The following is a 19,197-nucleotide window of genomic DNA, read 5'->3' on the forward strand; positions in this document are numbered from 1 at the left end:
GGGCGTATTCGGGAGGGGGCGGGTGAGGTAAGGCATGGGGCAGCTCTCATGTTGTTTTTATTAGAGATGGCTGCAGTTTTGTCAGCGAGGCAAAGAACGACAAACGATAAATTCAGCGGGGAAACCTTCGATAAATGCATGTTACTGGCGCAGGGCTGTGCCGGAGCCTGAAATAGACAGGCTGGACACGATCCTTGTGGGAGCGGGCTTGCTCGCGAAAGCGGTGTGTCAGATACATCAATGTTGACTGATACACCGCTTTCGCGAGCAAGTCCGCTCCCACAGAAAAGCGGTTCGCGGTGCTTTCTGAGTTGTCCTACGCAACACAAAATTGCATGTTACTCAGGAAATTTCCCACGAGGCGTGGGATGCTAATTAACTGGTCAGCCTTCCACGAGTGTCTTTCATGAAACGCAAAATGCCCGGTCTGAATGCCCTCAAAGCCTTCGAAGTGGCCGGTAGCACCGGCAGCTTCACCCGGGCCGCCGAGTTGCTCAATGTCACCCAGAGCGCAGTCAGCCGCCAGGTGCGTCAGCTCGAAGAGCAATTGGGCGAGAACCTTCTGGAGCGGCGGCATCATCACCTCGACCTGACCAGCGCCGGCCGGGTGCTGTTGCGGGCATTGCACCAGTCGTTCGACAAGATCGAGCTGACGGTGCGCAGCATCCAGCAGAAAACCCACTCCAACCGTTTGCACATCAACGCACCGCCGACCTTCACCAGCCGCTGGCTGATGCCACGGCTGGGGCGCTTGCGCGAGCAGCATCCGGAGCTGGAACTGAGCATCACCACGCGCCTGCAGGACAGCCTGGCGGAGACCAGCACCCTGGACTGCGCGATCCGTTTTGGCGATGGCGAATGGGACGGGCTGGACAGTTCGCTGCTGATCCAGGAACGGCATATCGCGGTGTGCGCGCCGTCCCTGTATGCGCGGGAGTGGAGCGAGCAGGGCCTGGACCTCAATCGCCTGACGCTGCTGCATGTGCTGGCCCGGGAAGACCAGCGTTACCTGACCTGGAAACACTGGCTGGATGCGGCGCGCATCAGCGGGGTCGACACCCAGGGCGGTTATGAATTCGATTTGCTGGACCTGGCGATCCAGGCCGCCATCGATGGCCTGGGGATCACCATTGCCGACTGGCACATGGTCGCCTCGGAATTGGCCAGTGGGCAGTTGACCCAGGTGTTGAACGTGCATGTCGACGGGCACCAGTCCTACTGGCTGGTGACCCGGCCGGAGCAGACACAGATGCCTCAGTTACAGGTGTTCAGCCAGTGGTTGCAGGAGGAGGTCTGGTTGGCGCAGAGGCAGCTGGAGCCGTCTACCGCGGCTTCCTGAAACACCACTGCCCCCCTGTAGGAGCGAGCTCGCTCGCGATGGGCGTCAACGATAACGCTGGGAACCTGACACCCCACGGTGCCCTCAAGACCATCGCGAGCAAGCTCGCTCCTACAGGGGATCACACCGTTCACAGGGGGTAACGTGCGTTTTTTGAATGTTTCGTCGCGCAATAAATCGTTTGTTCAACGCGGGTCAGATGCCAAGACTGCCCGGACTGGATAAAAACAACGATGGGCGATTCACATGCGACTCGAGCGAAACTTTGTTAACGGCCACTTCATTGAACCGGCCAACGCTGCACTGATCGCGGTCTACAACCCGGCGACCGAAGCGCTGGTGGGCCACGTCTCCGCGGCCACCGCCGATGAAGCCACGGCGGCGGTCGAAGCGGCCCAGGCAGCACAAAAAGTATGGGGCAGGCTCACCAGCATCGAGCGCGCCGAATACCTGCGTGCCTTCGCTGATGCCCTTGAAGCCAACGCCCAAAACATCGGCGAGGCCCTGGCCGGCGAATCCGGCAAAAGCGTTGCCGACGCCAGCAACGAAGCCCGTTACGCGGCGCAGATCACCCGTTATCACGCCGAATGGGCGCGTCGTATCGAAGGCGAGATCATTCCCAGCGATTCCCCGAACGAAAACCTGTTCCTGCACCGCGAGCCGATTGGCGTGGTCGCGTGCCTGATTCCGTTCAACTACCCGGTCTACACCCTGCTGCGCAAGATCGCCCCGGCGCTGATTGCCGGCAACACTGTAGTGGTGCGACCGAGCAACAACACGCCGACTTCGGCCTTCGAAATCGCCAAGGCCGTGCAGCAATCCGGCCTGCCGGCAGGCGTGGTGAACATCCTGACCATGGACCACGGCACCGCAGCTGTTGTCTGCACCCATAAGGCCGTGGGCCTGATCACCCTGACCGGCAGCGTCAACGCCGGGCGCATCGTGCTCGATTACTGTAAGGCCAACATCGCCAAGCCGTCCCTGGAACTGGGGGGCAAGACACCGGCGATCATCGAGGCCGACGCTGACCTTGAAGCCGCCGCCAGCGCCATCGTCGCTTCCAAGACCACCCACTGTGGCCAGTTGTGCACGGCGGTGGAGCGGGTCTATGTGCAGGAAAGTGTCTACGACAGATTCCTCGGCCTGTTGAAAGAGAAAATCAGTGCCGTGAAATTCGGCGACCGCGCCACCGATGCCAGCCTGATGGGGCCATTGGTCAACGCCAGTTCGCGGCAGAACATCCACGCCATGGTCGAGCGCGCCATTGCCGATGGCGCGGTGCTGGAGACCGGCGGCGTGCTGCCCGAGGGCAACGGCCATTTCTATCCGCCGACCCTGCTCAGCGGCTGCCGCCAGGACATGGAAATCATCCAGGAAGAAATCTTCGGCCCGGTGCTGCCGGTGCTCAAGTACCGCGACATAGACGAAGCGCTGGCCATGGCCAACGATCACCAGTTCGGCCTGTCGTCGGTGCTGTACACCGAGAATTACCGCACCGCGCAGAAAGTCGCCAATGCCATCGAGGCCGGCGAGTTGTACGTCAATCGCACCCCGGCCGACCCGTACCAGGGTTTCCACGCTGGCTGGAAACGCTCCGGTTTGGGTGGCGATGACGGCAAGCACGGCATGCTCGAATTTACCCAGACCCGTTTGGTGGTCATGAAGTACTGATCCACCCGCAACACGCCACACCCATAAAAACAATTATTCAGGGCGCCCGGACCACCGGGCTGCCCGAGGTCCCACAGATGTCCAAGCCTGCAACCACTGTTGCCGCTGTTCAGGGTTCGAACGCGGGTTCAAAAAGCCACAGCGACAAGGGAAGTCGTTATTTCCAACTGATGCTGTTGGTGCTCGCCGCCGGTGCGATCTACCCGATCCTGTACCTGCGCCAGGTCTACCAGACCACCATGCTCGAAGTGTTCCAGATCAGCCACAGCGAGCTGGGTTATCTGTACTCGATGCTCGGCACGATCTTCCTGCTCTCGTATCTGCCCAGCGGCTGGCTGGCGGATCGCATCGCGCCACGCTTTTTGATCTTCTTCTCGCTGGTGGCCACCGGTGCCCTGGGCCTGTGGTACTCCACCGCGCCGTCGATGACTGGCCTGATGATCATCTTCGGTTGCTGGGGCCTGACCACCGGCCTGACCTTCTGGGCCTCGGTGCTCAAGCGGGTGAAGATGATTGCCCATCACACTGAACAGGGCCGGTTTTTCGGCATCCTCGATGGTGGCCGTGGCTTGGTCGAAGCGCTGCTGGCGACAGTTGCCCTGGGCCTGTTCGCCTTCGCCACCGAAACCCGTGGCGAGTCGGCCGCCGAAGGCTTCAAGCACGTGGTTTACCTGTATGCCTTCACTTGCATCGCCATCGGCTGCGTACTGGTGTTGATCAAGGACCCGAAGTCGATGGAAGACACGGCGACGGTGGAGAAGGGCAAGTACAACCTGCTCAGCGACCTGACCACCCTGGTGAAAATCCCTGAGCTGTGGCTGGTGACGGCCATTGTGTTCTGCGGTTATCACATCTTCTGGGCCACCTACAGTTTCTCCGATTACCTGCAGGGCGGCGGTATGACGGCGGTCATGGCCGGCACCATCACCACCATCAAGTTGTGGATGCGCCCCATCGGCGGCATTGGCGGCGGCTGGCTCGGCGACAAGTTCTCCAATATCTCGGTGCTGATCGTTGCCTTGTTCATGGCGACACTGGCGATGGTCGGCCTGATCGTGTTCCCGGCGCTCAACAGCCTGGGCCTGCTGATCGGCACGGTGATTTTCATCGGCCTGATGACCTACGCCATTCGCGGGCTGTACTGGGCGATCCTCGACACCTGCAACATTCCGCTGCGCATCACCGGCCTGGCCATCGGCATTGTCTCGGTGGTGGGTTACCTGCCGGATGCCTTCATTCCCTTGATCAATGGCTACCTGACCGAACATTTCCCCGGTGCCTTTGGCTACAAGCTGTATTTCGGCTACATCGCTTTCGTCGGCCTGCTCGGGACCCTGGCGGCCCTGACCCTGCGCGCTCGAATCAATCGTCAATCTTTGAACAAGACAGGTGCCTGAGATGAAAATCGTCGCCCTTGAAACCCACATCGTTGCCGTACCGCCACCGCACATCGGCGGCATGTACTGGCTGTTCGTCAAGCTCAAGACCGATTGCGGCATCGAAGGCGTGGGCGAGATCTACGCCGCGACGTTCGGCCCGAAGGCCATGCTGCCGATCATCGAAGACGTGTTCGAACGCTACCTGCTGAACCAGGATCCGCACCATATCGAGCGTTTCTTCCGCCAGGCCTATTCGAGCGGTTTCACCCAGCGTCCGGACCTGACCATGATGGGCGTGGTCAGCGGGCTGGAGATGGCGTGCTGGGACATCATCGGCAAAGCGGCGAACAAGCCGGTCTACGAGTTGCTCGGTGGCAAGGTCAACGAACGGCTGCGTTCCTACACCTACCTGTACCCGGTCAACAGCAAGGGCGAGTACGACTATGACGACCCGGACCTGGCCGCCGAGTGCGCCATCGAGAACATGAACAAAGGTTTCACCGCCGTGAAGTTCGACCCGGCCGGGCCATACACCGCGTACTCCGGGCACCAGATTTCCTTGCAAGTGCTGGAACGCTGCGAAACCTTCTGCCGCAAGATCCGCGAAGCGGTGGGTGACAAGTGCGACCTGCTGTTCGGCACCCATGGGCAAATGGTGCCGTCTTCGGCGATTCGCCTGGCCAAGCGCCTGGAAAAGTACGACCCGCTGTGGTTCGAAGAGCCGGTGCCACCGGGCCAGGAAGACGCCATGGCGCAGGTCGCGGCCAAGACCAGCATCCCGATTGCCACCGGTGAGCGCCTGACCACCAAGTACGAGTTCTTCAAGCTGTTGCAGGCCGGCGGTGCGTCGATCCTGCAAATGAACGTCGCCCGCTGCGGCGGCCTGCTGGAGGCGAAGAAGATTGCGAGCATGGCCGAAGCCTATTACGCGCAGATCGCCCCGCATCTCTACAACGGGCCTATTGGCGCGGCGGCGAGTTTTCAGTTGGCGACGTGCACGCCGAACTTCCTGATCCAGGAAAGCATCATGACCTGGGGCGGTTTCCATGCCGAAGTCCTGACCAAACCGTTGCAGTGGGAGGACGGCTACATCATCCCGTCCACCGAGCCGGGCCTTGGCGTGGAGCTGAACATGGACGTGGTGCGCAAGCATTCGCCATACACCGGCGAGCGCCTGCACCTGCAAATGGCGCCCACCCCGGCGGATGTCAAAGACACCTCACCGGCCAGGGGCTGACGGGACGCTCTTCTGTAGGAGCGAGCTTGCTCGCGATGAATCCGAGAACGCCGCGGGGTGTCAGGTGCGCCGCGTAATCGTTGACCACCATCGCGAGCAAGCTCGCTCCTACAGGGCTCTACCCATTCCGGTTTTTTTGAACAACGACTTACGCGGTAACCGTGCATGACATACGACTACATCATCGCTGGCGCCGGCGCTGCAGGCTGCGTTCTGGCCAATCGCCTCTCGGCTTCCGGGAAACACACGGTGCTGCTGCTGGAAGCGGGCGGGAAAGACTCGTCCTTCTGGTTCAAGATCCCGGTCGGCTTCGCCAAAATGTATTACAACCCGACCTTCAACTGGATGTACTACAGCCGTCCGCAAAAGCAGTTGAACAACCGCGAGATCTACGCCCCGCGTGGCAAGGTGCAGGGTGGTTCGGGCTCGATCAACGCGATGGTCTACGTGCGTGGCCAGGCCCATGACTTCGATGACTGGGCGGCCAACGGCAACGACGGTTGGGGTTTCAAGGACGTGCTGCCGTACTTCCGCAAGCTGGAGAACCACCCGCTGGGTGACAGCGACTACCACGGCGGCAGCGGCCCGATCAGCATCACGCCGATGAAGGGCCAGACCCATCCGATCTGCGATGTGTTCCTCAAGGGTTGCGATGAACTGGGCTACCCCATCAGCGACGACTTCAACGGGCCGAAATTCGAAGGTGCGGGCATCTACGACGTCAACACCCGCGACGGCCAGCGCTGCTCCAGCAGCTTCGCCCATTTGCACCCGGCATTGATCCGGCCGAACCTGACGGTCGAGCATTTCGCCCTGGTGGACCGGGTACTGTTCGACGACCGGCAGCGCGCTACCGGGGTCTCCATCAGCCAGCATGGCGTGGTGCGTACCTTCATCGCCAACAAGGAAGTGATCCTGTGCGCCGGTGCCGTGGACACGCCGAAGATCCTGCAACTGTCCGGCGTGGCCGATCAGGCGCTGCTGGCCAGGCACAACATCCCGATGGTCAAGCACCTGCCGGCGGTGGGGCAGAACCTGCAGGATCACCTGTGCGCCAGTTACTACTACAAGGCCAACATTCCGACGCTGAACGACCAGCTCGGTTCGCTGTTCGGCCAGTTAAAGCTGGGCCTGAAGTACCTGTTGACCCGCAAGGGCGCGCTGGCGATGAGCGTGAACCAGGCCGGCGGGTTCTTCCGTGGCGACGAGCAGCAGAGCAACCCGAATTTGCAGTTGTACTTCAACCCGCTGTCGTACCAGATCCCGAAAAACAACAAGGCCAGCCTCAAGCCCGAGCCGTACTCAGGCTTCCTGCTGTGCTTCAACCCATGCCGGCCGACCAGTCGCGGGCACATCGAAATCGCTTCGAAAAACCCGCGGGATGCGGCACTGATCGACCCGAATTACCTGAGTACCCAGAAAGACATCGACGAGGTGATCCAGGGCAGCCGCCTGATGCGCAAGATCATGCAGGCACCTGCGCTCAAGGGCATCACCGTCGAAGAGGTGTTGCCGGGACCGGTGGTCGAAACCGACGAGCAGATGTTGCAGTACTTCCGCGAAAACAGTGGCTCGATCTACCACTTGTGCGGTTCCTGCGCCATGGGCTCGGATGAGCGGAAATCGGTGGTGGACAAGCGTCTCAAGGTCCACGGGCTGGACGGTTTGCGCATCGTCGATGCGTCGATTTTCCCCAACGTGACGTCGGGCAATACCCACGCCGCCGTGCTGATGGTGGCGGAGAAGGGGGCCGACCTGATCCTGCAGGACGCTTGATGCCGGTCACCTGGCTGCATTAAAAATGAATTTCCGCCGAGTCCGCAGCTCTACCTTTTAGGTAGCGGATTAGAGCCCGCGAATTCATAGAGGCAATCAGGGAGCGGCACGGTCATGAGTCGAGCATCGACGGCGGGTGGAGATCTTCCTGGCGGGTTGATCCTGGTGGTCGAGGACGACCCGCTGATCCTCGAGTTTCTGTGTGAAATTCTTCAGGAGGAAGGTTTTGTCGTCGAGCCGCAAATCAGTGCCGACGCGGCAGTGATCTATCTGGAACAGCATGCGCCGCAGGTGCACATGCTGCTGACAGACATCAGCATGCCCGGCACGCTCAATGGCGCGGACCTGGCCAACCAGTTCGGCGATCGCTGGCCGGACAAGCCGATCATGATCATGTCCGGTTTCGAAACCCCTGAAAGCTCAGGCGTGCGGCACACGGTCTCTTTCATCAAGAAGCCCTGGATGATCGGCGGGTTGCTCGATTGTGTGGGCGATACTTTCAAATCCAGGCGAATCAACTGACCCGTGCAGATGCTACATTGCCTGGCAAATCCGTCTGGCGCCTGCGAGGTTCTTTTCCTTGGCTGATCACTCTGTTTTCAACTCGACTTACCGTGCCTTTCTGTTCGACATGGACGGCACCGTCCTGACGTCCATTGCCGCCGCCGAGCGGGTCTGGACAACCTGGGCCGTGCGCCATGGCGTCGATGTCGACAGCTTCCTGCCGACCATTCACGGTGTCCGCGCCATCGACACCATCAGCCGTCTGGGGTTGTCCGGGATGGATGCCGAAGCGGAAGCGGCGTGGATTACCGAAGCGGAAATCGAGGATGTCGACGGGGTTTTGGAAGTGGCCGGCGCGGCGAAGTTCCTGCGGTCTTTGCCAGCCAAACAGTGGGCCATCGTCACTTCCGCCCCGCGGGAACTGGCGTTGCGGCGGATGGCGGCGGCGGGGATTCCGGAGCCTGAGGTGATGGTGACTGCCGAGGACGTCACGGCCGGCAAACCCGACCCTGCGGGGTACAGGCTCGCGGCCCGGCGCCTGGATGTCGAGCCCGCACAGTGTCTGGTTTTTGAGGACGCCACGGTGGGGATTCTGGCGGCCGAGGCGGCGGGGGCGGACGTGATGATTGTCACTGCGACCCATGAGCAGCCGATCAAGACCTTGCATGCGACGGTGGCAAGTTATGAATCGGTGCGGGTTCTGGTGGATGCCGCCGGTCTGCGCCTGCACGCCGTCTAATGTGGGAGCGGGCTTGCTCGCGAAAGCGGTCCCTCATTCAACAAACATGTCGACTGAAAGGACGCTTTCGTCGGAACGCCGCGCGGAGCAAGCCCGCTCCCACAGGGGATCAGTGTTCCAGTCAGTAAAGTCCGGGAACCAGCCGCCAGGAGCGGGCGCAATAGGCCTCGTATTCGCTGCCGAACTGCGCCTTCAGCAGGGCCTCTTCCGAATGAATCCGGGCTATCAGCGGGATCAAGGTCAACGCCGCCAGCAACAGACCGACGCCCGAGCGAAACGCCAGCGCCCAGCCCACGGCGATGACCATCATCCCCAGGTAACTGGGGTTGCGCAGGTTGCGGTAAATGCCCTCGGTGACCAGTCGATGCCCCGGTTGAATGGCCACCAATCCGCTGAAGCGCTTGCCCAGCACGAATACGGGCCACAACCGCAGCGCGCCGCCCACGATGAACAGCAGCGCCCCGAGCCAGCGCACGCCTTCTCCACCGAAAGTCCAGAAGTCGATGCGGTCGGTATAGGCCGGCAGAAAGCCGCTCAGCACACCGATCACGCCGAAAGCCGGGAGGACCCAGCGATTGGCCCGGTCTTCGCGTTCTCCCGAACTCAGGTTGACTTCGCTGAACAGTGATACGACGGCCATGATCAGGGTGGCCAAGGCAACGACGACCAGTGAACCGTGACTGAAATAAGCCGCGAAACCACCCAGTCCCCAGATCGCCAGGCCAAGGTAGGCGAGGGTGCTGACGACGGCGAAAAACGCCAGTCTGGCGGAGATTTTCATAAGTGCCTCACACGCGAAAGTGCCTCCTTTTATTGTAGGAGCTGCGGTGCGGCGCTCCGACTTGCCAGCGATGGCGTTTGAGCACTCGACACAGGCTTCAGAGGCAATCGCCGGCAAGCCGGCGCCTACACAAACATCTACGCTCTCGCGTTGCGCCGAATCACCTGTGGCGGCTGCCCGAACACCCGCAGGAACGTTTCGCGCATGCGGCGGCGGTCAGTGAACCCGGTTTCCAGGGCGATCTGGTCGAGGGTCAGGCGTCCGCGTTCAAGCATCTGTCGCGCTGCTTCCAGACGCAGGTTCTCGATGGCCTTGGCCGGCGATTGCCCGGTTTCGGCGCGAAATGCCCGGCTGAATTGCCGGGGGCTGAGGTTGGCCACTTGCGCCAGTTGCTCCACCGACAGGGGCTGGGCGAGGTGTTCCCGGGCGTAGCCGAGCACGGTTTGAATACGATCGGATTTCGGCGCCAGCTCCAGCAGCGCCGAGTGCTGCGACTGGCCTCCGGCGCGACGGTGGTACATCACCAGTTTTTGCGCCACGGCCCGGGCCAGCTCGGCGCCGTGGTCCTTTTCCACCATGGCCAGGGCGAGGTCGATGCCCGCCGTCATGCCGGCGGAGGTCCAGATCGAACCGTCGATCACATAGATGCGATCGGCCTCGACCTTGATCGCCGGAAACCGCGCCTGCAGTTCCCGGGAGTAGGCCCAGTGGGTGGTTGCCCGCCGTCCGTCGAGCAAACCGGCCTGGGCCATGACGAACGCTCCGGAGCAGATCGACGCCGTACGGCGTGCCGTGTTGATACTGGCCCGCAGGTAATCCAGTACGGCCTCGGGCGCCTGTTCGATGACGCAATCGCCACCGACCACGATCACGGTGTCGTACACGCGCTCATCGAAGGGTTCGGTGCCGATGCTCAAACCGCCAGAGGCTCGCAGGTTTTCACCGTTTTCGGACAGCACGCGCACGTCATACAGCGCCTCTGCGGCACTGAAATTGGCGTACTCGAATACCGGCATGGCGGCCAGCGCCATGGACTGGAAACCCTCGAATACCACGAACGCCACGCTGATCATGGAGCTGCCCTCAAATGGTCATGTCCTGAAAACGTACTTTAAACGTCATTTGAGACAGGCGTAAGTCCCTTTATAACGGTCTGCACCCGGCGAATCTCTCGCCTTACCGTAGAGGAATTGCACCATGGCGCTCTCATCCAAAGGTACTGCACTGATCACTGGCGCTTCTTCGGGGATTGGCGCGGTGTATGCCAATCGCCTTGCCCGGCAGGGTTACGACCTGATTCTGGTGGCCCGTAGCCGGGCCAGGCTCAATACCCTGGCCAATCATTTGAGCGACCAGACCGGGCGCACCGTGGAAGTGGTTGCCGCCGACCTGAAGAACAAGGCGGATTCGCTGCGGGTCGAACAGATCCTGCGCAGCGACGCCAGCATCACCCTGTTGGTCAACAACGCCGGGGTCGGTGCCGTCAATTCGCTGCTTGCAAGTCCCGTGGACGACATGGAAGCGATGATCAACCTCAACGTGACCGCGTTGATGCGCCTGGCCTACGCCGTTGTACCGGGCTTCGTTGCCCGGGGCACCGGCACCGTGATCAACATTGCCTCGATCGTGGCCATCGCCCCGGAAACGCTCAATGGCGTATACGGCGCCACCAAGGCGTTCGTGTTGGGCCTGAGTCAATCGATGCAGCACGAACTGGCTGACAAAGGTGTACGCATTCAGGCTGTGTTGCCGGGAGCGACTGCCACCGACTTCTGGAACGTGGCCGGCAACCCGGTGGAAAATTTGCCGAAGGAAATCGTCATGTCCGCCGAAGACATGGTCGATGCCGCGCTCGTCGGCCTGGCGGCAGGCGAAGTGGTGACCATTCCTGGCCTGCACGACGGCAGCCAGTGGGACCGCCACGAAGCCCAGCGCAAGACCCTGTCCGGGTTGTTCCACAACACCGCGCCGGCGCCGCGCTATCGCTGAGACGGTCACCTCGAGGCCGGGTGAACTAAGCTTGGGAGAGAGGACCGTTCACCACCGGCTCGCGCAAGCTCGTCGAGCCGGTGGCGTGTAACAGGAGCCCATATGCTTCACATCCGAACGCCTTTGATCTTGCACCCTGGCCTGTCGACCCCGACCCGCCGTATCTGGCTGAAACTGGAAAACCTGCAACCTGGCGGCTCGTTCAAAATACGCGGCATTGGCTTGCTGTGCAGCCGGACGGCGCAGCAGGGCAAGCGCAAGGTGGTCTGTCCCTCCGGCGGTAACGCGGGACTGGCCACGGCCATGGCTGCCGCATGCCTGGGGCTCAAGGCATGCATCGTGGTGCCGCACACCACCCCGCAAAGCACCCGGGAGCGGATCAGCAATACCGGTGCCGAGGTGATCGTGCACGGCAAGGTCTGGGACGAAGCCAATCAACGTGCACGGGAACTTGCCCAGGACCCGCGCAGTGAATTCGTGCCGGCCTTCGACCACCCGGTGTTGTGGGAAGGGCACAGCACCATGGTCGATGAAATCCTTGAAGACTGCCCGCCAGTGGATGTGCTGGTGACATCGGTGGGCGGCGGTGGCTTGCTGGCGGGGCTGCTCACCGGCCTGATCCGTCATCGGCGCACCGATTGCCGCATCGTTGCCTGCGAAACCGAAGGCGCGGCGTCGTTCGCCGCGGCGGTGGCGGCCGGGCACCCGGTCAGACTGCCGAAAATCGACACTGTCGCCACGTCTCTGGGCGCCGCACAAGTGGCCACCTGGCCGGTCAAGCACATCGGCGAATTCCCCCATGAGTGCGTGGTGCTCAGTGATGATGAGGCGATCATGGGCGTGGTGCGTTACGCCAATGACTTGCGTCAGTTGGTCGAGCCGGCATGCGGCGTTTCATTGGCGATTGCCTACCTGGATCACCCGGCGATTGCCGACGCCAATGACGTGGTGATCGTGGTGTGCGGGGGGGTGAGTATCAACGCGCAACTGGTGGCCGGGTGGGCACGCTTGTCCGCTGCCACGCACGCCAGGTAGGGCCGTAAACGCTATCCCGGTGTCACAAGCCCCACTACTGGCGATGACGATCTTCAGTGATCGGTGGCAACGCCATCCTGGACGAGAATGGCGCGGGCCAGGTCTTCGTCGCTTGCGTTGTTGAGGGCAGGATTGTCCTGACGGATCTTTTTCAACACCGCCTCCAGATAGGCACCACGAATCGCACCGCCGCTGGCGACGAAGCTGGAGGCGTCATCCCGGGCGGGAATCACGAGTTTGTCGTCTTTGAACGTCGAGTACAGCGAGGCGGAAACCCCGGCCGAGGTGGCGACATCTTCAGCATCGACTTTGGCCAGAGCGGAACCTGCGGGTAAACAAAGTAACAGGGAAGAAATGATAAACAAACGGCGCATGACGGTGTCCTCCGACAGCATGAAGCATAAGGGAAGTACCACATAATTTAGGATGCGCGGCGGTCCCCGAGAGTTCCCCGGCATTGCCGACTCTGCGCATGGACCAGTGATTTCATGGCCTTGCCGCTGGCGATTTTCTCCAGCCTGATCGACTATCCGCAGCGAGGAACGGGGCAAGAGGGAGGCAGGGCCGTTGAACGTCGATATTCAAAGCGTGGTGATCGGGGCTGGTGTCGTCGGGTTGGCGGTGGCCAGGGCCCTGGCCATGAGCGGGCGGGACGTGCTGGTGGTCGAAGCGGGTGAGGGCATCGGCACGGGTATCAGTTCGCGTAACTCCGAAGTGATTCATGCCGGCATCTATTACCCGGGCGGTAGCCTCAAAGCGCAGTTGTGCGTGGAGGGCAAGCAGCGTCTCTACGCTTATTGCGACGGGCACGCTGTTGATTACCGGCGCGTGGGCAAGCTGATCGTCGCCATCGATGAGCAACAGCGCTCGGCTTTGCAGCGTCTGTTGGAGCAGGGGCGTCTTAATGGCGTCGATGACCTGCAATGGCTGGAGGGTGCACAGGTCCGGGAGCTTGAACCGGCGTTGTCCTGCGTCGCGGCACTGTGGTCGCCCTCTACCGGTATCGTCGATTCCCACGGGCTGATGCTTGCGCTTCAGGGCGATGCACAGACGTTCGGAGCGACGCTGGCCTTGCGCACGCCGCTGCTGTCTGCCCGTTGCACCGAACAGGGCTTCGAGCTGCACATGGGCGGCATTCAACCCATGACGCTGGGCTGCCGCGAGTTGATCAATTGCGCGGGTCTGTCCGCTCCCGAGGTGGCGAGCAGCATCGTCGGTCTACCGGCGCAGTTCATTCCCCGGGCGCATTTGTGCAAGGGCAGTTATTTCAGTTTCAGCGGCCGGGCGCCGTTTCGCCATCTGGTGTATCCGGCCCCGGAGAGCGCTGGACTGGGCGTGCACATGACGCTCGATCTGGGCGGGCAGGCGCGCTTCGGGCCGGATGTCGAATGGGTCGAACGCATTGATTACCGTGTCGAACCCCGGCGAGCCGAGGGGTTCTATCAGGCGATCCGCCGTTATTGGCCGGGGTTGCCAGACAACAGCCTGCAACCGGCCTACAGCGGCATTCGCCCGAAAATCAGCGGGCCGACCGAGCCGGCCGCCGATTTTCTCATCAGCGGATGCGCCGAACACGGCGTGCCGGGGCTGGTGAGTCTGTTCGGCATCGAATCACCGGGGCTGACCAGTTGCCTGGCGCTCGCCGAGCGCGTGGTGGCACTCCTGGACGACCGATGATCAGTGCCGGCGCTGCCTTGCGAGCATCGGGTCTATGCTAGGGAGTGCGCTTACTGCCATCGGAGAATTCTGATGATCACCGTACGCACTGCCTGTCTGCTGGCCGATTACAAACGCTGGGCCAATCAGCGCCTGTTTGACAGCCTTGCGGCGCTCCCTCCAGGCGAAGTCAAAAAAGAACGGGTGTCGGTGTTCAAGAACATGATCGGCACCCTCAATCATGTCTATGTGGTGGATTGCATCTGGCGGGCGCACCTTGAAGGCCGGGGGCATAACTTCAAGACTTCACACGATCTGCTGCATGCCGACCTGTCCGAACTGCGCATGGCGCAAAAAGAGATCGATCACTGGTATTGCGACTGGAGCGCCCGGCAAACCGATGCGTCCCTGGACAGACCTGTGGAGTTCACCTTTGTCTCGGGCGAAAGCGGCGTCATGAGCGCCGGCGCGATGCTGATGCACGTGGTCAACCATGCCAGCTATCACCGTGGCTGGGTGGTGCAGATGTACTTCGAGATCCCGGCCATGCCACCGGTCACCGACATGCCGGTGTACCTGCGCGAATCTGAACCGGTGGTCCTGCAGTCGATCAATGCCCCGACAGTGGCGCCGCCATGTGCTGTACAATTTTCGAGCGCAACCAGCGTTCTGCCGGATCGTTATCGTTGACCCCGTTCCAGACCATCGACAGTTCGGACAGGTTGATATCAAACGGTGCATCGTCCGCCCGTAACTGGCTGCTGCCTTCGATCAACGCACTGGCCGCGTAGTCCGGCACGGTGGCGAGCAAGTCAGTACCCGCCAGCAAGGCCCGCAACCCCGCGAACTGTGGCACCGCCAGCACCACCCGGCGCGAACGGCCGATCCGTGCCAGGTCGTTGTCGATGGCGCCGCTCAGATCCCCGGAAAACGACACCAGCGCGTGGGGGCGTTCGCAGAACTCGTCCAGGGTCAACGGGCCGGGACGGTCATCGCCGCGCAGGATCTTCACACTCAAGTCGCGCAACTTCCTGCGCTTGGCGTTGGCCGGCAATTCCGTGGTGTAGCTGATGCCGACGGAGATCTCGCCGCTGGCCAGCATCGACGACATCAGCAGGAAGTTCACCCGGCGCACCACCACCACGACGTTCTGCGCCTCCTCGCGAATCTGCTTGAGCAGCGGCGGAAACAGCCCGAATTCAGCGTCGTCGGACAGGCCGATGCGAAACACGTCGCGGCTGGTGGAGGGCTCGAAATCCTTGGCCCGGCTGACCGCACCGGAAATGGTGTCCATCGCCGGCTGCAATTCCTTGAGAATCTGCAATGCCCTCGGGGTCGGCTCCAGGGTTCGTCCGTTGCGCACCAGCAACGGGTCGTCGAACAGATCGCGCAACTTTGCCAGCGACGCGCTGACAGCGGGCTGGCCGAGGAACAGCTTTTCCCCGGCCCGGGTCAGGTTCTTCTCGAACATCAGGGTTTCGAAAATCACCAGCAGGTTCATGTCCACGCGGCGCAGGTCGTTGCGGTTCATGCCCGGGTTCTCGGTGGGTTTTGGAGTCTTCTCAGTAAAGCACCAAACGCTGCGGAATCTGGAATTCGCTGATGACCTGTGGGAGCGGGCTTGCTCGCGAAGAGGGAGTGTCAGTCGACATCAATGTTGCCGAACACACCGCTTTCGCGAGCAAGCCCGCTCCCACAGGTGTCAGGTTCGGTGAGCATTTTGCGGAACGTCTCCACCAGCGGCCGCAGGTTGATCCGGTGCCACGCCGCCCACAATGGCGTGGTGAAGCAAATCCACGGCACCTCCCGCAGCACCACCCCCGGCGGGGCGTTGCGGCTCAGGCCTTTCTGGATCATCGCGATGCCCAGCCCCGACGCGACCAGCCCCAGTGCGGTGAAGGGTTCGGTGGCCTCCATGCGAATGTCCGGGGTGAAGCCTGCGCGGATGCAGGCGCTGACGAAGTCGTCGTGGCAACTGGCGTTCTGCCGGTGCTGCACGCCGATCCATTCCTGGTCGGCGAGGTCGGCCGGGGTCAGCACGGGCTGCAGCGCCAGCCGATGGTGCTCGGGCAGGGCCAGCAGCATCGGGTCGTCCAGCACCTGAAAACCCAGCAGGTCCGGGTCGTCATCGGTCGGTGGTTCGCTGACCAGGGCAATGTCCAGGCTGCGTTGGCGCAAGCCTTCGAGCTGTTCGGCCGAGCTGAGGTTGTACAGCGCCACGTGTACGTTCGGCCGGTCGACCCGCAGCACGCGCAAGGCATTGGGCAGCACGCCGGCGTGCATGGCGTTTTCGATGTAGCCGATGCACAAGCCGCCTTCTTCGCCGCGGCCCAGGCGCTTGCCGAGGGACTCCAGGCGATTGGCGTGGGTCAGCAGGGCGCGGGTTTCGGCGAGGAAGGTCTGGCCGTCGCGGGTCAGGCGGATGCGTTGCTGGCTGCGTTCGAACAGGGTCAGGCCCAGGCGCTCTTCGAGCTGGGCGATCTGCCGGCTCAGGGGCGACTGGGAAATGTGCAGGCGTTCGGCGGCGCGCCCGACGTGTTCTTCCTCGGCGACAGCAACGAAGTAGCGCAATTGGCGGATGTCGATCATGTCAGACCTGTAGGGACTCAAGTGCTGCGTATTATGTCTTGGACGGTCCGAACATCGCAATCTAGGATCTGCTCAACGGTCAGCAACCTGACCCCTGACACTCCAGAGGATTCATCATGAGCTTGAAAGACAAACTGCCCGGCGCGCTGGGTTTCGGCACCGCCCCTTTGGGCAACATGTTCCGCGCCATTCCCGAGGAAGAAGCGCAAGCCACCGTCCACGCGGCCTGGGATGCCGGTGTACGGTACTTCGATACTGCGCCGTTCTACGGTTCGGGCCTGTCGGAGATTCGCCTTGGCGCTGCACTGTCGCGCTACAACCGTGACGACTATGTGCTAAGCAGCAAGGTCGGCCGGGTGATTCTCGATGAAGTCGAAGACGCCGCTGCCCGTGACCTGGGCGAGAAGAGCGGGGTGTTCGAACACGGCCGCCCGAACAGGATCGTCAATGACTACAGCGCCGACGCCACCCTGCGTTCGATCGAGGACAGCCTCAAGCGGCTGCAGACCGATCGCCTGGACATCGTCTGGGTGCACGACATCGCCCAGGATTTCTATGGCGATCAATGGCTGGAGTACTTCAACCAGGCCCGTACCGGTGCCTTCAAGGTGCTGACCCGCCTGCGTGAGGAAGGTGTGATCAAGGGCTGGGGCCTTGGGGTGAACAAGGTAGAGCCCTGCGAGCTGACCCTTGATCTGAGCGAGGCGCAGCCGGACGGTTTTCTGCTGGCGGGTCGCTACACTCTTCTCGACCACGATCGCGCCTTGCAGCGCTTGATGGACGCCGCCCTGGCGCAGAACGTCGAGATCGTGGTCGGCGGTCCTTACAGTTCGGGCATTCTGGCCGGTGGTGCGCACTTCGAGTACCAGAAAGCCAGCCCGGCCATCATCCATAAAGTCGAGCAGATCAAGCGTATCGCGGCTGCCCATGGCGTTGATATCAAGGCGGCTGCTTTGCAGTTCTCGTTGGCTAACCCCGCCGTTGCGGCGGTGATTCCCGGTTCCAGCCGCCCTGGGCGGATTGTCGAAGATGTCGCCGCGCTGTCAGCGGTGATCCCAGCAGCCTTCTGGCAAGCAATGCGCGAAGCGAAACTGGTGTCCGAGCGCGCACCTTTGCCGATCATTGGAGCATGAGTATGAAAATCGATCTGACTGGAAAACTCGCCATTGTCAGCGGCAGCACCGCCGGCATTGGCCTGGGCATCAGCAAGGCGCTGGCCGAATCCGGCGCCACGGTGGTCGTGATCGGCCGCGAGACGGCCAAGGTCGAGCAGGCGGTGGCGAGCATTCGCCAGCAGGTGCCGGGTGCTCAATTGCGTGGGTTGACTGCCGATCTCGGAACGCTCGAAGGTGCGCAAAAACTGTTCGCCGCCGAGCCACGGGCCGACATCCTGGTGAACAACCTGGGGATTTACAACGCGGTTGATTTCTTTGACACCCCCGACAGCGAGTGGACGCGGTTCTATGAGATCAACGTGATCTCCGGTGTGCGCCTGTCCCGGCATTACGTGCCGGACATGGTCAAACAGGGGTGGGGGCGGGTGATTTTCCTGTCTTCGGAATCCGGGATCGCAATACCGGCCGACATGCTCAACTACGGCGTGACCAAAAGCGCCAACCTGGCGGTGTCCCATGGGCTGGCAAAGCGGCTCGCGGGCACCGGGGTGACGGTCAATGCGATCCTGCCGGGGCCGACATTGACCGACGGCGTGGAGCAGATGCTCAAGGACGCCACTGCCGAATCGGGGCGCAGCGTTCGCGAAGAAGCCGACGCCTTCGTGCGCAGCGCCCGGCCAACGTCGATCATCCAGCGGGTAGCGGATGTCGAGGAAGTGGCGAACCTGGTGGCGTACATCGCTTCGCCGCTATCCTCGGCCACCACCGGTGCTGCCTTGCGGGTCGACGGCGGTGTCGTCGACAGCCTGGCCATCTGAACCTTATTGATTGGAGAGAGCATTACATGGCAACTGCATCAGCCTTCATCGACATCCCGGCATCGGCCGAACAGGTCTGGCAATTGATCGGCGGTTTCAACTCGCTGCCGGACTGGCTGCCGTTCATTCCCAAGAGCGAACTCAGCGAAGGCGGGCGCGTGCGCAGCCTGCAAACGGCGGACGGTGCGGTGGTCATCGAACGCCTGCAAGCCTTCGACAACGCGGGCCAAACCTACAGCTACTCGATTTTGCAGGCACCTTTTCCGGCGACTGATTATCTGGCGACGATCAAGGTTCAAGCACAAGGCGAGGGCGCACGGGTGACCTGGTCCGGTCGCTTCGAACCGGTGGGTGTGAGCAATGAGGAAGTGGTGGCGTTGTTTACCGGCATCTATCAGGGTGGGCTTGAGGCGTTGCGGGCCAACTACCCGGCCTGACCGTCAAAACACCAATCCCCTGTAGGAGCGAGCCTGCTCGCGATGGGCGTCAACGATAACGCGGGCTGTCTGAATCCCCGCGGTGCCCCGGCGGTTTTAGCCGGCACGCGCGCGCCATCAGGGGGGTGTGTT

Annotated in this window: 19 protein-coding genes; 14 read left to right on the forward strand and 5 right to left on the reverse strand. The window is 62.0% G+C overall.

Annotated elements, in window-relative coordinates:
• Positions 1-406 precede the first annotated feature (406 nt).
• The 7 genes from ACCD00_RS25440 to ACCD00_RS25470 all read left to right on the forward strand — a co-directional run bounded on the left by ACCD00_RS25440 (position 407) and on the right by ACCD00_RS25470 (position 8,645).
• On the forward strand, positions 407-1,339 hold the full coding sequence (locus ACCD00_RS25440) for a LysR substrate-binding domain-containing protein (protein WP_413428072.1): 933 nt from the start codon (positions 407-409) through the stop codon (positions 1,337-1,339).
• A gap of 246 nt (positions 1,340-1,585) precedes the next feature.
• A complete protein-coding gene (gene aldA / locus ACCD00_RS25445; protein ID WP_413428073.1) occupies positions 1,586-3,010 on the forward strand; it encodes an aldehyde dehydrogenase in 1,425 nt (474 codons plus the stop codon).
• Between the two features lie 77 nt (positions 3,011-3,087).
• Entirely contained in the window at positions 3,088-4,407 is a 1,320-nt protein-coding gene (locus tag ACCD00_RS25450; RefSeq protein ID WP_413428074.1) for an MFS transporter, read from the forward strand.
• A gap of 1 nt (position 4,408) precedes the next feature.
• Positions 4,409-5,626 (forward strand): mandelate racemase/muconate lactonizing enzyme family protein, encoded by a 1,218-nt coding sequence (locus ACCD00_RS25455; protein ID WP_175379011.1) that lies wholly within the window; start codon positions 4,409-4,411, stop codon positions 5,624-5,626.
• 165 nt (positions 5,627-5,791) lie between these two features.
• On the forward strand, positions 5,792-7,402 hold the full coding sequence (locus ACCD00_RS25460) for a GMC family oxidoreductase (RefSeq protein ID WP_413428075.1): 1,611 nt from the start codon (positions 5,792-5,794) through the stop codon (positions 7,400-7,402).
• Between the two features lie 114 nt (positions 7,403-7,516).
• Complete coding sequence (locus ACCD00_RS25465) at positions 7,517-7,924, forward strand: response regulator (RefSeq protein WP_413428076.1); 408 nt, start codon at positions 7,517-7,519, stop codon at positions 7,922-7,924.
• 58 nt (positions 7,925-7,982) lie between these two features.
• Positions 7,983-8,645, forward strand: a complete 663-nt coding sequence (locus ACCD00_RS25470; RefSeq protein WP_413428077.1) for an HAD-IA family hydrolase — start codon at positions 7,983-7,985, stop codon at positions 8,643-8,645.
• A 121-nt stretch (positions 8,646-8,766) separates the two neighbouring features.
• Here the strand turns inward: ACCD00_RS25470 and ACCD00_RS25475 are convergent, their stop codons facing one another.
• Positions 8,767-9,426 carry a methyltransferase family protein gene (locus ACCD00_RS25475; protein ID WP_413428078.1) on the reverse strand — a complete coding sequence of 220 codons (660 nt, stop codon included), beginning with the start codon at positions 9,424-9,426 and terminating at the stop codon, positions 8,767-8,769.
• A gap of 137 nt (positions 9,427-9,563) precedes the next feature.
• A complete protein-coding gene (locus ACCD00_RS25480) occupies positions 9,564-10,499 on the reverse strand; it encodes a GlxA family transcriptional regulator (protein WP_413428079.1) in 936 nt (311 codons plus the stop codon).
• 124 nt (positions 10,500-10,623) lie between these two features.
• On the opposite strand from ACCD00_RS25480, the gene ACCD00_RS25485 reads away from it, so the two are divergent.
• Positions 10,624-11,415, forward strand: a complete 792-nt coding sequence (locus ACCD00_RS25485; protein WP_413428080.1) for an SDR family NAD(P)-dependent oxidoreductase — start codon at positions 10,624-10,626, stop codon at positions 11,413-11,415.
• Positions 11,416-11,517: 102 nt separating this feature from the next.
• The gene (locus tag ACCD00_RS25490) at positions 11,518-12,450 is read left to right on the forward strand and encodes a pyridoxal-phosphate dependent enzyme (RefSeq protein WP_413428081.1); all 933 of its coding nucleotides are present in this window, start codon (positions 11,518-11,520) and stop codon (positions 12,448-12,450) included.
• A 53-nt stretch (positions 12,451-12,503) separates the two neighbouring features.
• On the opposite strand, the gene ACCD00_RS25495 is transcribed toward ACCD00_RS25490, so the two are convergent.
• The gene (locus ACCD00_RS25495; protein WP_413428082.1) at positions 12,504-12,824 is read right to left on the reverse strand and encodes a DUF2388 domain-containing protein; all 321 of its coding nucleotides are present in this window, start codon (positions 12,822-12,824) and stop codon (positions 12,504-12,506) included.
• Between the two features lie 193 nt (positions 12,825-13,017).
• On the opposite strand from ACCD00_RS25495, the gene ACCD00_RS25500 reads away from it, so the two are divergent.
• Together ACCD00_RS25500 and ACCD00_RS25505 are read left to right on the forward strand one after the other, a co-directional pair.
• Positions 13,018-14,127, forward strand: a complete 1,110-nt coding sequence (locus ACCD00_RS25500; protein ID WP_413428083.1) for an NAD(P)/FAD-dependent oxidoreductase — start codon at positions 13,018-13,020, stop codon at positions 14,125-14,127.
• 72 nt (positions 14,128-14,199) lie between these two features.
• Positions 14,200-14,796: a DinB family protein gene (locus ACCD00_RS25505; protein ID WP_413428084.1), complete on the forward strand. Its 597-nt coding sequence runs from the start codon at positions 14,200-14,202 to the stop codon at positions 14,794-14,796.
• Here the strand turns inward: ACCD00_RS25505 and ACCD00_RS25510 are convergent.
• Complete coding sequence (locus ACCD00_RS25510) at positions 14,717-15,637, reverse strand: LysR substrate-binding domain-containing protein (RefSeq protein ID WP_413428085.1); 921 nt, start codon at positions 15,635-15,637, stop codon at positions 14,717-14,719. The two genes, ACCD00_RS25505 and ACCD00_RS25510, sit on opposite strands and share 80 nt — an antisense overlap.
• A gap of 110 nt (positions 15,638-15,747) precedes the next feature.
• Entirely contained in the window at positions 15,748-16,695 is a 948-nt protein-coding gene (locus tag ACCD00_RS25515; RefSeq protein WP_413428086.1) for a LysR substrate-binding domain-containing protein, read from the reverse strand.
• A gap of 116 nt (positions 16,696-16,811) precedes the next feature.
• Here ACCD00_RS25515 and ACCD00_RS25520 point away from each other — a divergent pair, with 116 nt between their 5' ends.
• From ACCD00_RS25520 to ACCD00_RS25530, 3 genes are read left to right on the forward strand one after another with little or no spacing between them, the layout of a single operon-like run.
• Positions 16,812-17,828 (forward strand): aldo/keto reductase, encoded by a 1,017-nt coding sequence (locus ACCD00_RS25520; protein ID WP_413428087.1) that lies wholly within the window; start codon positions 16,812-16,814, stop codon positions 17,826-17,828.
• Positions 17,829-17,830: 2 nt separating this feature from the next.
• Entirely contained in the window at positions 17,831-18,628 is a 798-nt protein-coding gene (locus ACCD00_RS25525) for an SDR family NAD(P)-dependent oxidoreductase (protein WP_413428088.1), read from the forward strand.
• A 26-nt stretch (positions 18,629-18,654) separates the two neighbouring features.
• Positions 18,655-19,065: an SRPBCC family protein gene (locus ACCD00_RS25530; protein WP_413428089.1), complete on the forward strand. Its 411-nt coding sequence runs from the start codon at positions 18,655-18,657 to the stop codon at positions 19,063-19,065.
• The last annotated feature ends 132 nt before the right edge of the window (positions 19,066-19,197 follow it).

Source organism: Pseudomonas sp. Pseusp3 (genome assembly GCF_047304225.1).
Lineage (GTDB): Bacteria > Pseudomonadota > Gammaproteobacteria > Pseudomonadales > Pseudomonadaceae > Aquipseudomonas > Aquipseudomonas fluorescens_CD.